Origin of the sequence: Emticicia agri (assembly GCF_004168285.1) — a bacterium.
In the GTDB taxonomy this organism is placed as follows: Bacteria; Bacteroidota; Bacteroidia; order Cytophagales; family Spirosomataceae; genus Emticicia; species Emticicia agri.
In genome coordinates this window covers 146,457-161,314 of the sequence record NZ_SEWF01000003.1, presented here as the reverse complement: position 1 = coordinate 161,314, position 14,858 = coordinate 146,457, and the positions used below count along the sequence as shown (strand labels likewise).

Below are 14,858 nucleotides of genomic sequence, written 5' to 3'. Positions count from 1 at the left end.
AAGATTTGATACTAAAGTAATTATGTGTCATTTAGTTTTCTCATAACCAAAAATACTATCCCAGATTACTTGATAAACATCAGTAGCGGCAATTTCGGTTGATAGGTTTTGATTGCTAATTAGCACAGGATAATATTCTTTATTAATATCTAAAGTTCCATGTGATCCTTTAATAAGGCTTGCATCCAGCGGAATTACATCCATCCTATATCTGAATCCTAATAATTTGCGTGCTAATTTATAAGCTGCTCTTAACTTTATTAGTGGATTTGCCGGATTCATAAACATTTCCACAGGGTCATAACCCGGTTTATTATGAATATCTACACTTCTTGCAAAATCAGGAGCTACTTTGTCATCAAACCAATAGTAATAAGTAAACCAACTATCTGCTCTGGCCATCAAAACTAAATCTCCTGCTCTCGTATGATTAATGTGATGTTTTTTCTTCTCTTCTTCATCCATTATTAGCCGAATACCATCTACTTTTGAGAGTATATCTTTAATTCTTTCTTTCTCACTTAAATCATTGATGTAAATATGCGCAATCTGATGGTCGGCGGCTGCAAAGGCTTTTGATGCACCACAGTCGAGCAATTCAAGGCCACTTTCAACTCTTACAGAGAGCAAACCGTTTTTACGAAGAATTCGGTTGATGTGAATAGGATTACTGACATTGTTTATCCCGTACTCAGATAATAAAATTATATTGGCCTTTTTTTGTTGATAGTAATTAACAGTTTCTTCAACAAGTTTATCTATTTCGGTCAGGTCTTTTGAAATTTTATTAAAATCAACTCCAAACTTTTGTAAGCAATAATCTAAATGTGGTAAATATATTAGCGTCAGCGTCGGATCATGGTCTTTGTCAACTTCCAAAGCCGCATTGGCAATCCATTTAGAGCATTCGATACTTGTATTGGGTCCCCAGAATTTAAAAAGAGGAAATGTACCGTATTTTGCCTGTAACTTGTCTCTTAAATCAGCTGGAAAGGTATAACAATCAGGAACCTTTACCCCATCTGAATGATATTGTGGTCGTGGAGTAGCTGAAAAATCAGCAGATGAATACATATTATACCACCAAAACATTTTTGATACTGTAAATTCAGGATTCTTTCTTTTAGCTGCCTCCCAAATTTTTTCAGCATCAACCAGGTTATTAGATTGTTTCCAGAACTTCATTTCGCAAGCCTCACGGTCATACCAACCGTTTCCTACAATGCCGTGCTCATCGGGGTTCTTGCCTGTGATGTAACAACTTTGAGAAGTAGTAGTAACTGCCGGAAAAGCAGGCTTGATATGTTTTAAATGATTTTGAGCAATAAATTTCTGCAAGAAAGGTGTATGTTCACCTATTACACTAGTACTAAGCCCTACAATGTCAATAACTACCGTTTTTTGCATAATATTATAAAATGAAATGCCCTAAATCAATAGAATAGCATTCTTTACTATCTACGATTTGAGTGAAAGATTTATGATTAAAAAACGCTTTATAAAACACCTTTTACCCACTTAATTTCTCTGATAATGCTTTCATTCAATGGTGCCTGAAATTCTTTTGGTAAAACGCCCCATGTATAAGTTTCTATTTCTAAATGTTGCGTAAAAGGCTTTTCTTTATGGATATCGAGTACATCAACAATATCTTTTTGCGTGGAACTCAATAACCCGTATTGTTCAAGAAACAATGGAACATGGAAGTGTACTCGCCACGAATTGATTTCATTGCTGAAATTAGTTATAGCTTCATTTAAATCAGGGAATTTTATATAAGACCCATCATTTTTTTTAGCGACTACCTGATGTAAATAGGTAGGTTCATTATACTGAGCAATTTCATTTAGTTTTTCTTCAGCATTTTCTGAGAAATCTACTTTTAAAGCTGAACTGATTTGAATTTTGCCTACTTTCAATTGATTTGCATTTAATTTTTCTAAAACTTTAACCGGTTTCTCAAAACCTACTGCAAAATGACAGACATCATAGCATAGCTGAATATGGTTTTTTATGGCCTCGGTAGCTTCTTCCGTCGATAAGCCTTTACTTTGAAGCTGTTTTATCCCAATGGGCAATAAGTAGTTATTGTACCAATGTATAAACTCGTCAGAATTTTCAAGAATACCATCAGGTTCAGGTTCAATATCGAGATGTAATAGTTTACCGGTTTTTTTGTGTAATTCAATTAAAGCCTCAACAACTGAAATCATATTTCCGGTTGCTTTAATGGTTGCTTGCTCTAACAATTCATCAGTTGCCCACCAGAAACGGTAGGAGAGAGGGGAGGTTGAAATTCCTCCTTCCTGTAGGTTTTCAGGTAAAAGCTCGGCTAATAGTTCAAATAGTCTGATTGTATAATCGGTTCTTTCCTGAGTTGTCCAGTCAGGAGCATGAACCATGTCTTTTACAATGGTGTGATGAAAATTTCCGAATGGGAAACCGTTCATTGTAAAAACATAGCAATTGTTCTCTGCAAGCCAGTTTTTAAATGAACTAAAGTGCTCATTTATTGATAAATCTATACTTGCCTGATTGGCTAACCGGAGACCGATACCCATTGGCGCATCAGGACAAACTTCTGCTTTAATTTGTGGAATACTGTTTTGCAGCACTGCAAAATGCTCATCCCAGTTTTCTCCCGGATGAATATTACTACAATAGCTTAAATGTCCGTAGGGTGTATTCATATTTAATCAAGGGTTAATTTCAGACGGTCAACCGCAAGTTTCATTAACCCGAAGTTTACCTCATGCACTTCTTTACCTTTTCCTAATTTTTCTAATATTGTGATGGTCAATCTACCACCCAAATGTTCTCTGAATTCATTGAGGCCTTCCAGAAGATTTTGCTTATCATTTTCTGAAAGCGATGGATGATAGAGGGTAAAACCTAATGTTTTTAAAACCCTTATAATTCTTAAAGCATCTTCCTCCGAAATTAACCCTAAAAGGTGCGAATAAACAGAATCAAGTGCAATACCAACAGCTACAGCCTCCCCATGACGTATTTCAAAATTGCTGAGATACTCTAATTTATGCGCTGCCCAATGCCCGAAATCGAGAGGCCTGGCAGAACCCATCTCAAAAGGGTCGCCACTTGAAATATGATTGGTGTGCAAAGCTGCTGACCTGAAAATCTGTTCGTTCATTACTTCTATTTCACGGGCAACCATACGTTCTGCATTTTTCTCAAGCCACTCAAAAAAGGCTAAATCTTTAATTAAAGCTACTTTTATAGCCTCTGAAATACCTGAACGCCAGTCTCTGTCTGAAAGTGTCTTTAAGAAATCAGAATCATTAAAAACTGCTACAGGTGGTGAAAAGGTACCAAGGAAATTTTTTTTACCCAGGAAATTTACTCCGTTTTTTACACCCACACCCGAATCGTTTTGAGAAAGAACTGTGGTAGGAATACGAATATGTTTTACCCCTCTGTGCGCAATGCAGGAAGCATAGCCAACCATGTCAAGAAAGGCACCACCACCAATTGCCGCTACAAAAGAGTGTCTGTCTATGCCGTAATTATTAATTGCGAGAAGTGTCTGTTCTAAATACTGAGGATTGTTTTTTACAAGCTCTCCACCTGGCAAAATCAGTATTTCTTCGGCTAATAAAATCTGTGTTTGCCCTTCAAAATAATTTCTGATTGATTCTGTTAGAAAAAGATGCTTTTCTGCTACACCTTCATCAATTAAAAATAAAATCTTCTTTTGAAAACCGTTATCTCCGAAGTGTAACAAGAAATTAATTAACTCTTTGTTCTCTGAAGAGAAAAGATTTTGGGTGAAAATAATATTAAATGAATAAGGGACTTGAAAAGCCTGTTGAATTACACTCATTGAAAGGTTGAATAAATAAAAATAAACGAAAACTATGGCATCTATACTTTATGTTACTGCAAAAATCTTTGCCAGACTTATTGAAACAGGTAACAGACAGAGCACTACCAATGCAAAAATAATATTACCAGACACACTAACCCATGCCGCATTCATCACAATTAATGATAAAACCCCTGCTTTCACGGCCTTCCCTATATTTGGCCCTATTGGATTGGCTATTGCTTTGGTTAAAGGATTGAAAATCAGGTATATGTGTAAAGCTACAAACGGTGCAGCCAATAGGATATTACCTAATTTGAATGCAACATAGAGCTGTACACTGCTAACCACGATATAAAGAAAAGCGGCAAAATAGAGTGTGGCTTTGTTTCCGCCATGAACCTCACCACGACTAATCATCGTGATTGCCGCTATGTAGCAAATCGGTAAGATACTTATCAACCACCAATGGTTAATGGCCGTCTCAATAATACTAATACCTAAAATCAGGTTTCCCCCTCTGCAAAGGCCCATATTAATTGGTCCCAGAAAAGAATGATGCTTCCCAAATTTGTCATATACTAAAGCGCAAATGGCTACTGCTAAAGCAATCATGGCGCTGGCAGGGCTATTGAGCCATGCCATTGTTATACCCATTGTCAGCAATAAAACGCCAAAGACAGTGGCCTTTTCTTTACTTATTTTACCGCTTGGAATCACTCTCTCAGGACGTTCAATCTTATCTAACTCTAAATCAAATATATCGTTGAAGACGATTCCACCACCATATAAGCCCACTGTAGCCATACATAAGAAGGCTGCTTTCCAAAGGTCAATCTGGTTTAATGAAAACGAAAACCCAGCAATAGCGATTCCTGCCAGAATATCAGAGATGGCTGTAATAATGTTTGCAGGTCGGGTTAGTTGTAAGTAGGGTTTTATATTCAAGGCCTTAGTAATTGTTTAGTGATAAGTTAATCACTAAAGTCTATGGGTCATCTATTTAACCTGATTGATAAAATAGCTGTTTTTATTAACTAATAATTATTGAATCTTTCTCAATTCTTGGTATCTGCCCTCCACGTAGAACGGTATTTCCATTAAATTTGAGACTTTGGTCTATAATCATAGGGGTTTCAAAATCTGCGACATTGATCTGACCACTCTGGGCAAAGGCGGTGATAGCATTTTGATAAGTAACCAATCGGATATCTTCGTCTGAAATCCCTTTTATTTTCATTAAGGCGGCTGTTTTGGGTACAGCCAAAGGGTCGCTTATCCCCCAATCTGCAGCCGAGTTTACCATAATTCTTTCTGAACCATATTTTTTTACAATTTCTACCATACGCTCATTCCCCATTTTGGTAAACGGATAAATGGTAAAAGCTGCCCAAAAGCCTTTTTCAAGCACACCTTCAACGGTTTCTTCATTATTATGGTCGATAATTACCATACCCGGGTCAAGGGCGTGTTCTAAAGCAATAGATATACTTAGTTCAGTACCCTTTTTCTTGTCACGATGGGGTGTATGAACCTGAACCGGAATATTGGCCTCTTTGGCTAATTCTAATTGTAGACGATAATATTTTTCTTCAGCTGGAGTCTGGTCATCAAATCCGATTTCGCCTACGCCAACAACTCCTTCTTTGTATATAAATACAGGCAGTATTTCCATTACCTCTTCAGCCAGAGCTTCGTTGTTTGCTTCACGGGAGTTCAGACCTATGGTACAGTAGTGCTTAATGCCAAACTGAGAAGAACGGAATCTTTCCCAACCCACCAGACTGCTAAAATAATCTTTAAACGAAGAGAGACCAGTGCGGGGTTGTCCTAACCAAAAAGCAGGTTCAATAATAGCAACTACACCGGCATCGATTAAAGCTGTATAGTCGTCCGTAGTTCTGGACGTCATATGAATATGGGGGTCGAAGAACTTCATGCCTTTTATATATTCTGTATAATAAGACTGAATTTCATTCGATGTTTTCAATTCATCTGTACTTCCTTCAAAATGGGAAGGATTTTGAGCTATTTCTGAGTGCTTCTGACACATCTTTTCGTGGTAATTGATATACTTCTTTGTTATTAATTTTCGATCTTTTGCCAGTTAAAAACCTTATTGGCTATTTTTAACTGTAAATCTTCATTGCTTACCAATGCCTTTTTTGCTTCCGGAAAATCAGTCTCTGTACAAACTAAAGCTGCTGCCATTCTATCTGATTCGTTTCCGAATGAAAGCAAATGCTGAATATCCTTAAAAATTTCATCATTCATAAATTGACTAACTAAACGCCAGGCTTGGGAAGGAATAGTTCGACCTGCAGACCAGCGTTCATGAGCAAGATTAGAGATTGATGTAGCTAATTCCTGATTGGCTCTTTCTGCTAACCCTTCAATTTTATTAATGGGTTTATCATTGAAAATACATTTTAAGACCAGTTGATTCCAGGCTAAGTCTGAAAAGTGGTTTCTGGCAAATGGATTTTCAAAAGCAATAGCATCAAAAACGGGGCCTATATTTGACCTTACAGCATTCGTAGCTCGAAGTATCCAGTAGTCAGGATAGGCCAAAAATGGCAGGGCTGAAATTAATGCCACCGCCTCATTGTTTTCAGCCGTATCAAATAATGTATCTATTGCCTTAGTATATGAACTTTTATCTGAGCTATCAAATTTTGTCAAAAGATAAACTCTCACAAGTCTATCTAAAGTCCAATTATCAAATGAAACTTCATTGATAGGCGAGGTAAATTGAATTTTATCTTTACTAATAAACCTCGGAACTGTAACAAAAGCCGTTTGCAAAGATTGTAAACTTCCTTTGTCTTTCATCTCCACCCAACTTATCTCTTTTGATGATGCCTGACTTTGAATTTTATCAAGCAGCAAAGAAGAATAATTCATTCCTTTATTCCTTAGTATTTATTTTTAAGCAAATCTAAAGAAGAATTCTGAGCTTCATATAGTATTTGTTCAAAAAGTTGAGATTAATATAGACGAATCAAGGTTTTTCGGGGCTATTAATTAACTTTCCTAGTAAATATCTTGTAGTTTTTTTATCGGTATATTCAAAAAGAAAAGCCTGGATTCCCAAACGAATTGGCTTAAAATGTGGAATGTTTATGCGTCAATATTCACCGTATAATATCAGAAATCTAAGCAAGATTCTTTACGTTACAAAGAGAATACATATATACAGACACATTAATCTATAAAAAAATTAAGAGTTTTGAAGATGAGAAACTTATACTACCAGATATTTGCGGATTAGCATTAACATATGCAGATGATTACTGTCTTCTTCGTATTGTTTTTCATCAGAGTAGTCAATTTCTTTTAGGCGGTCTTTATCCTTTCTTTCTAACCACCATTTTCTTAATTGAACAATATACATTCTGACTGTACGGTATTCTTCATTACAATCCCAATCAATCACCTCCAGTACTCTGTCTTTTTCAAGGGCATCCATAAATATCTGAAATGCAATATGAAGCAAAAGGGTGTCCCTCTCTATCCAGCTATACTTAGGTAGGGAATCAATCTGAACAGGATTATTCGAAAAGGTCAGTTTTCTTTTCTTCGTTTCCACCGAGCAATCAGAAATTTAATGTAAATACTCCAATAATTATCCGAATTATAGTGAATAAAAACAGAAATTCATGAGTTTCTTTGAATTTATTAATTCAGAAATTAGCAGGATATTGAAAAGTAAGAAGAAAAAATGAGAAATCAGTAAAATTACGGCTCAATAAATGATTAGTGAAGAATTTCAAAAACTAATTGCTGCAAAATATCTCCTTCTTTTTCTTCTCCTGATTCAACACCTTTAGCTTTCATGTCTGCAATTTTTAACGAGTGAATAACCGAAGTTAATTTATGTAAGGAATAGCTTCTTGCCGCATTCAGGTAGTCTTTGGCAAAAAAACTATTCACTTTCAGTAAAGAAGCCACCGCACCTTCTGATTTATCGTTAGTAGCATGAACTAAAATTACTTTGCTGAAAAAGTTGTAGAGAATAATCAAAACAGGCTGTATGGGATTGTCTTTAGGGTTATGACCAAAGTAAATAATAATCTGGTTAGCCTTTACTACATCTCGCTGAATGAGTGCTTTTTGTAATTCAAAAACATTGTATTCTTTACTGATTCCTACAAATTTTTGTATCGTATCGGCATCAATTCCTTCGCCTAATTTTACATTTAAAACCACTTTGTCTAATTCACTTGTAAGCCTTTTCAAGTCGTTTCCAATGTGTTCAATCAACAATTGAATGGCTTTCATGCTTATTTTTACTCCTTGCGAATGGCAGAAACCTGCCAGAAATTCAGGTAACTGATTATCATAGAATTTTTTAGAATTGAAAAGCACACCATTTTTACCAAACGCCTTTACCCAACTTTTTCGCTCGTCTTGGGCATTACTGAAAGCTAATACTAAAATAGTTGAAGTTAATGGTTGGAGTGCATAGTCTTCAATCAGTTTCTGATTTTCTTTCTGGTCTATTCCCTGAATCTGTTGCGCATCTTTTACAATGATTAGTTGCCTTTCTGCCATCATCGGAAACCGACGGGCATAATTTAATAATGCACCTGCTGTTAAATCTTTACCAAAAAGAATAAATTCATTAAAGCCTTTTTCGTGCGTAGGAATAGCTAATTGCTGTATTTTTTCTATAACTTGTTCTATATGAAAAGGTTCTTCTCCATGAAGAAAATACAAGGGCTTTATGGAATCTTTTTTAATTGATTTAAGTAGTTCTGACATACCTTATTTCAGAATTATATGGTTGTAGGTATAAAATTTATCGGTTAAGAAATTCGTACACTGTTCGATCATCTGAGGAAAAAATATGCTGAAGTTCTCATCAAAAAAATTATAATGAACTTTTAAATCATTAACGGCCTGCTCCATGTTCGACTGAAAGGCCGTTCGCTTGGCTATGCCTGATAAGGCTCTTTCCATACCCCAGAATTCACCATAATTTTTTAGCCAGTCATATTTTATCATGGAATCAATCATGGGTTTCATTCTATCAGGAATAATATTCCAATAATCGATAAATGCCTGATGAATACGTCTTCTGAAATCCTCAAAAGGCTCCGTTGAATAGCTGTACCAATGCTTGGCCAGGTAATGGTCAAAATAGATGTCAATTACTACAGAAGCGTATTTATGGTAGTTTTTATAAAGTACGGTTTTACAAGTACTTACCGCTGGATGAGTATCTGTAAAGGTATCAATCAAGCGATGAAGCAGGATTCCGTTTTTTATATTCTGTGAGTAGTGCTGATTACGAGGGTGTTCAATTCTACCCACCACGTAGTCTTCCAGAAGATTTCCAACTATAATTTCATCATGATCACCTGAAAGAAATAAATGTGCTAAAAAATTCATTTATAAAGGGTAGAATTTGTACGTTTGTGGCAAAGTTATGAAATAACACCTAATAAAATATCCTTGTTTTAGTTAGATTTATTCCTTAGGGAAAAATAAAATTTAAGTATATGAAAGTTGAAGAAAAAAAAGTAGTTACTGCCATTTATGAATTGTATGTTGGAGAAGGAGAGGATAGAGAAATTATAGAGGTTTCAGATGAAACAGACCCAATTGTATTTATACATGGTATGAGTGGGCTTCCTGAAGCATTTGAAAGAAACCTGATAGGTTTAAGTGTAGGTGATACATTTGACTTTTCTGTGAGTGCTGAAGAAGGTTATGGAGAAGTAGATAACGAAGCGTTGATAGATTTTCCGATTGAACATTTTAAAATTGATGATGGTAAAATACCTGATGGAATGTTGGAAATAGGAAATTTTATTCCGTTTTCTAATGAAGAAGGGCATCGTATGAATGGCAGGGTAGTTGAAGTGCATCCTGAAATGGTGATGTTAGATTTTAATCATCCGTTAGCTGGTGAAACCTTACATTTTAAAGGGAAAATTGTTGGTATCAGAAACGCAAATCCGGACGAAATTGCGCATGGTCATGTACATGGGCATGGGGGTGTAATTCATTAATTACACCCAAAGTCTATTACTTCAATACCAAATTTTCTTAAAAATTCTACGCCTTCATCTACAGGTATTCCCTTATACCGGGCATAAGACTCCATAAAAAAGACTTTCTTTATTTTCATTGAGAAAATCACCCGTGCACACGCTATGCATGGTGATAGTGTTACGTAGAGCGTGCTACCTTCCAGATTTGCACCATTTTTAGAGGCATATAATATGGCATTTTGTTCAGCATGAAGTGCAAGCGAACAACTTCCTTTTGAGTCTCTCGGACACCCTTCCTCCGGAAAATCTTCATCGCAATTATGAGTACCTGAAGGTGGTCCGTTGTAGCCAATTGATATGATTCTTGTATCTTTAGTTAAAACTGCACCTACCTGAGCCTTTACGCAATGCGAACGCTGTGCAAGGTTTTTGGCAAGGTTCATAAAAATTTCATCAAAATCAGGTTTGTCTTTTACCACTTTTTATATGTTTAGTTGTAACTGTCTAATCTTCTGTGCAAGGAGCATAAAGAAAGACAAAGCTAATTCTAAAATATGAAAATGGGTTTATCTGATGTACTTTTTTGTTTTCAACAATAGTGAAAGGAAGCTAAAAAATAGCCAGTCGCTCTGTGGTTCGTTCTTGTTTGGAGACCACATTCATGATATAGATACCAGCTGGCAAATCATAGGTTTTGAGGGTAATAATGGTACTCGGGTAGTCGCTAAAAGTTTCTGAATAGATACTTCTACCTTTTACATCAGTCAATGTAATGGTAAAATCCTGAAAATCAGGCAGCAACACCTGTACTTTTACATTATCTTTTGTTGTTGGATTAGGAATAAGGGTTACTGCAAGTGTGTTTGAAGGAGGAAGCTGAAACTTTGCATAATTGACTACTCTTTTGCGTCTTTGACTTAATTCCAGAACTGCTCTCATTCTTTGTTTTTGACCTTCCGTGAAAATGTTCATACATGAGTCAGGCGAATAATCCATATAATCTTCAATCAGATTTCGGGTTCGGACACCATTACAGCTTGAAAACATATCTCTGCAAAAAGCTGTACTATTAGAACCACTTGCCTGTGGAGTATCCTGAACATAATCAGTGCCACAATATTCGTCTCCCCAGGTATGAATCAGACCTAACCAATGGCCTACTTCATGTGTAGATGTTCTGCCAAAACTGTATAAACCTTCTGTATTGGTACCTATTTTTTTTCCAAAAACCCGGTAATCGATAAAAGTACCATCAAGACTCTCGGGAATATCTTCTTCTAAACCATCAATCGTTTCTGCATAAGGAAATTCTGCATAACCAATATATGGATCTCTATAGGCTGTTACCCAGATGTTCAGGTATTTATTGCTATCCCAATAAACCAGATTTGAAATTCTTTGACGGTCATTGTCATTAATTAAGCTAAACTCAGTAGTTGAACTGTAGGTTCTGGTTATTCCGGTAGTAGGATTTCCATATGGGTCTTTAGAGGCAAGAAAAAATTCAATTTGAGTATCAGCACCGATGGGGTTGTTGTTAAATCCCATTGTGCCTTCTTTTCTCCGGTAATCTTCGTTCAAAACTTTAATTTGCGAAAATACCTGCTCATCTGGGATATTGGAGCCTTTTATCGCACCATCAACTTGATTATGAATGATATGTACCACTACAGGAATACGGATAATTTCATCTTCGACTACACTCAAACGGCCATTTTTGCTTCTATCTAACTGATAATTCTGAAGCACTTGCTCAAATCTTGTTTTTTTGCTTAACCTTGATGGGTCTTTCAGAGACCGAAGAGAATCAGTAACGGCATTGGCGCAAAAATGTCTTTTTTGTGCCAATGCCGGATGTAAAATCAATGCCAATAAAGAGATATATAAAGCTTTTTTCATGCTCTAATGACGGGTGAATAATAGCTTATGGTTGCAGATATTCAGAAAATAAGCATTTTAAACCTGTTTAAACTTATTTCTTTCGACTACGAATGGTTATTTTTCAATCATATTTCGCTTATTTATTTCGTCCGTAGCGCTGCTACGCACTCAACAAATAATCTCATCTGATTAAAAAAATCCCTCATTCTCGTCATTAAATAAAAAGTTTAAACAGGTTCATTATTTACTTTCTGCTTTTTCGTAGGCATTCAAAATATCTCTGACAAGTCTATGGCGAACCACATCTCTGCCATCTAATTCAACAAATCCAATACCAGTAATATTTTTAAGAATCTCCAAAGCATCGGCTAATCCTGATCTTTGGTTCTTAGGTAAGTCTATCTGAGTTCTATCACCAGTAATAATAGTTTTAGAAAGCGGACCCATACGAGTCAGAAACATCTTGATTTGCATCGGTGTGGTGTTCTGTGCTTCATCAAGCAATATAAACGCATTGTTCAGAGTTCTACCTCTCATATAGGCCAAAGGCGCAATTTCGATGGTTCTGTTTTCAATATAAAACTTCAGCTTTTCTGCCTGAATCATATCATCAAGTGCATCATAAATAGGTCTTAGGTAAGGGTCAATTTTTTCTTTTAAATCGCCTGGTAAGAAACCTAAATTTTCGCCTGCCTCCACTGCCGGCCTGGTGATGATAATCTTTTTGACCTCTTTATCTTTTAAGGCTTTTACTGCTAATGCAACAGCCGTATAAGTTTTACCAGTTCCGGCCGGACCAGTGGCAAACACTATATCGTATTTTTGAGCTGCCTCAATCATTTTTTTCTGATTGGCGGTTTTGGCTCTGACTACAACACCCTTAGTACCATAAAGAATGACATCATCGTCAGTTGCTTCATGATTGGCCGATTCAATATCCTGCTGAATATAGTTTTTTACCTGTTCGTTACTTAATCTGCCGTATTTCTGATAATGTTCAAGTAATGACTCTAATATATCCGAGATTTTGTTGATTTCAGTATTATTCCCTTTAATTAATATCTGGTTTCCTCTTGAAATAATTTTACTTTCCGGAAACGCCGCCGCTACTACTTTGATATTACTATTTTCTACTCCGAGAAAATCTATCAATGACACTTCGTCTAATGTGAATACTTTTTCTGTCAAAATCCTGATTAGTTTGATTACGGGTTAATAAATCGGGTCTGTGCAATTAAAACGTCAGACCTAAAAATTTAGTTTTTATTATATGTTGTGAATTTACAGTTCAAAAATCAAAAATTATTCACAATATTAAATGTTTTTTCCACAAAAAAATAAGTGTTTAAAGATTAGATATTGACTATCAATCGTTTATCTTTATATGAATATTGTTCTAAGGAATTGCTTTGTTTTATGAGAAAGTAATTTTTCTTAACATTGCATTAATATATGGAACAAAAATACTCAAATAATCAATCAAACAGAAACCAGAACCAGAGAGGATTCGGAAAAAATCTTTTTTTGGAAACTGCTCGTAGTGAGTCAGGCAAGCTTCCTCCTCAGGCAATTGAATTGGAAGAAGCTGTTTTGGGTGCTTTGATGATTGAAAAAGATGCACTTACAACTGTTGTTGACATTTTGCAGCCAGCCAGTTTTTATAAAGAATCGCATCAACGTATTTATAATGCCATTCTGATACTTTTCGGTAAATCAGAACCCATTGATTTATTGACGGTTACCTCGCAATTAAGGAGCCTTGGGGAGTTGGAATTTGTTGGAGGAGCGCAATATCTCGCAAGGTTAACCAGTAAAGTAAACTCTGCCGCTAATATAGAATGGCATGCGCGTATTATCTCACAATCGGCCATCAAAAGGGATATGATTCGAGTGGCAGGAGATATTCTTCGTGATGCTTTTGAAGATACCACTGATGTATTTAATCTATTAGATAGAACTGAACAGACCTTTTTTGAGATTTCGGAACGAAATATCAGAAAAAGCTATGCTGATGCCAGTTCTATTATGAGGGCTACGATAGAGGAACTCGAAAAAAAGAAAAACAATAAAGACGGTTTAACAGGTGTTGCCAGTGGATTTACGGAACTTGACCGTATTACAAGTGGTTGGCAAAATACAGAGTTGACCATTATTGCGGCACGTCCGGCTATGGGGAAAACTGCTTTTGTGGTATCTGCCATGAGAAATGCTGCAGTTGAATGGAATACTCCGGTGGCTATATTTTCCTTAGAAATGTCCTCGACACAGTTAATGCTTCGGATGATTTCAGCCGAGGCAGAAATTGATAGCGAGAAACTAAGAAAAGGTACTTTAGAAAGTCATGAATGGCAACAATTGCACCATAGAATAGACAGATTATCTAAAGCCCCGATTTATATCGACGATACTCCTGCCTTATCAGTTTTGGAACTGAGAGCAAAGTGCCGCCGCCTTAAAGCTCAGTTTGATATTGGGTTAGTAATTATAGATTATCTGCAGTTAATGACAGCGGAAGTCGGAGGAGGTAAAAGCGGTAATCGTGAGCAGGAAATTGCCACAATCTCCCGCTCGTTAAAGAATCTTGCCAAAGAAATTAATGTACCTGTTATAGCACTTTCTCAGTTAAGCCGGGCAGTAGAAACACGTGGAGGTGATAAACGTCCGCAACTTTCTGACTTACGTGAATCGGGCTCTATTGAGCAAGATGCGGATATGGTTATGTTCTTGTATCGTCCGGAATATTATAAAATTACCCAGGACGAAAATGGAAACCCCACTACAGGTGTAGGTGAGGTAATTATTGCCAAAAACCGAAGTGGTACCGTTGATACCGTTCGATTAAGATTTATAGGGAAATATACTAAATTTACCGATTTGGATGGTTTCTATACTCCAATTCAGGATGGTTTCGGAGACTTTAATGCGCCAAAGCCGTTTCCTTCTACAAATTCTTTAGAAAACTTTGAACAAGGTGGGAGTCCCCCAAATGCAGGCAATGCTAGTGGTTCAATGACTTTTGGCAGTAAAGCTAATCAGGCCCGTAACCTTGATGAAGAAAATGAATTTCCCTTCTAACCTTCTTTCCTGATTTCAGACCTTATCAATCTAATTTTTACAGGACATAGTTCCATTATTGGGCTAACAATTATTTTTTG

Annotated in this window: 14 protein-coding genes; 2 read left to right on the top strand and 12 right to left on the bottom strand. The window is 36.3% G+C overall.

Translation table 11 applies throughout. The features are described 5' to 3' along the window. Nucleotides 1–27: 27 nt before the first annotated feature. From EWM59_RS02905 to EWM59_RS02865, 9 genes are all read right to left on the bottom strand, one after another. A complete protein-coding gene (locus tag EWM59_RS02905; protein ID WP_130019445.1) occupies nucleotides 28–1,407 on the bottom strand; it encodes an alkaline phosphatase family protein in 1,380 nt (459 codons plus the stop codon). A gap of 89 nt (nucleotides 1,408–1,496) precedes the next feature. Continuing rightward, nucleotides 1,497–2,690: a metabolite traffic protein EboE gene (gene eboE / locus EWM59_RS02900; RefSeq protein ID WP_130019444.1), complete on the bottom strand. Its 1,194-nt coding sequence runs from the start codon at nucleotides 2,688–2,690 to the stop codon at nucleotides 1,497–1,499. A 2-nt stretch (nucleotides 2,691–2,692) separates the two neighbouring features. After that, entirely contained in the window at nucleotides 2,693–3,841 is a 1,149-nt protein-coding gene (locus EWM59_RS02895) for a 3-dehydroquinate synthase (protein ID WP_130019443.1), read from the bottom strand. A gap of 48 nt (nucleotides 3,842–3,889) precedes the next feature. Beyond that, on the bottom strand, nucleotides 3,890–4,771 hold the full coding sequence (gene eboC, locus EWM59_RS02890; RefSeq protein ID WP_130019442.1) for a UbiA-like protein EboC: 882 nt from the start codon (nucleotides 4,769–4,771) through the stop codon (nucleotides 3,890–3,892). Nucleotides 4,772–4,856: 85 nt separating this feature from the next. After that, the gene (locus EWM59_RS02885; protein WP_130019441.1) at nucleotides 4,857–5,876 is read right to left on the bottom strand and encodes a TatD family hydrolase; all 1,020 of its coding nucleotides are present in this window, start codon (nucleotides 5,874–5,876) and stop codon (nucleotides 4,857–4,859) included. A gap of 32 nt (nucleotides 5,877–5,908) precedes the next feature. Further along, a complete protein-coding gene (locus EWM59_RS02880) occupies nucleotides 5,909–6,727 on the bottom strand; it encodes an EboA domain-containing protein (protein WP_130019440.1) in 819 nt (272 codons plus the stop codon). 340 nt (nucleotides 6,728–7,067) lie between these two features. Next, the gene (locus tag EWM59_RS02875) at nucleotides 7,068–7,412 is read right to left on the bottom strand and encodes a hypothetical protein (RefSeq protein WP_130019439.1); all 345 of its coding nucleotides are present in this window, start codon (nucleotides 7,410–7,412) and stop codon (nucleotides 7,068–7,070) included. A gap of 167 nt (nucleotides 7,413–7,579) precedes the next feature. Further along, on the bottom strand, nucleotides 7,580–8,587 hold the full coding sequence (holA, locus tag EWM59_RS02870) for a DNA polymerase III subunit delta (protein WP_130019438.1): 1,008 nt from the start codon (nucleotides 8,585–8,587) through the stop codon (nucleotides 7,580–7,582). 3 nt (nucleotides 8,588–8,590) lie between these two features. Then, a complete protein-coding gene (locus EWM59_RS02865) occupies nucleotides 8,591–9,217 on the bottom strand; it encodes an acyl carrier protein phosphodiesterase (RefSeq protein WP_130019437.1) in 627 nt (208 codons plus the stop codon). 110 nt (nucleotides 9,218–9,327) lie between these two features. Between EWM59_RS02865 and EWM59_RS02860 the strand changes: the two genes are divergently transcribed. Then, nucleotides 9,328–9,840: an FKBP-type peptidyl-prolyl cis-trans isomerase gene (locus tag EWM59_RS02860; protein WP_130019436.1), complete on the top strand. Its 513-nt coding sequence runs from the start codon at nucleotides 9,328–9,330 to the stop codon at nucleotides 9,838–9,840. Here the strand turns inward: EWM59_RS02860 and EWM59_RS02855 are convergent. The 3 genes from EWM59_RS02855 to EWM59_RS02845 all read right to left on the bottom strand — a co-directional run bounded on the left by EWM59_RS02855 (nucleotide 9,837) and on the right by EWM59_RS02845 (nucleotide 12,891). Further along, entirely contained in the window at nucleotides 9,837–10,301 is a 465-nt protein-coding gene (locus EWM59_RS02855; protein ID WP_374755934.1) for a deoxycytidylate deaminase, read from the bottom strand. The genes EWM59_RS02860 and EWM59_RS02855 overlap by 4 nt on opposite strands. A 130-nt stretch (nucleotides 10,302–10,431) precedes the next feature. Continuing rightward, complete coding sequence (locus EWM59_RS02850; protein ID WP_130019435.1) at nucleotides 10,432–11,721, bottom strand: M43 family zinc metalloprotease; 1,290 nt, start codon at nucleotides 11,719–11,721, stop codon at nucleotides 10,432–10,434. 222 nt (nucleotides 11,722–11,943) lie between these two features. Further along, nucleotides 11,944–12,891, bottom strand: coding sequence for a PhoH family protein (locus EWM59_RS02845; protein WP_130019434.1), 948 nt, complete (start codon nucleotides 12,889–12,891; stop codon nucleotides 11,944–11,946). 264 nt (nucleotides 12,892–13,155) lie between these two features. Between EWM59_RS02845 and dnaB the strand changes: the two genes are divergently transcribed. Next, on the top strand, nucleotides 13,156–14,778 hold the full coding sequence (gene dnaB / locus EWM59_RS02840; protein ID WP_130019433.1) for a replicative DNA helicase: 1,623 nt from the start codon (nucleotides 13,156–13,158) through the stop codon (nucleotides 14,776–14,778). Nucleotides 14,779–14,858 lie beyond the last annotated feature (80 nt).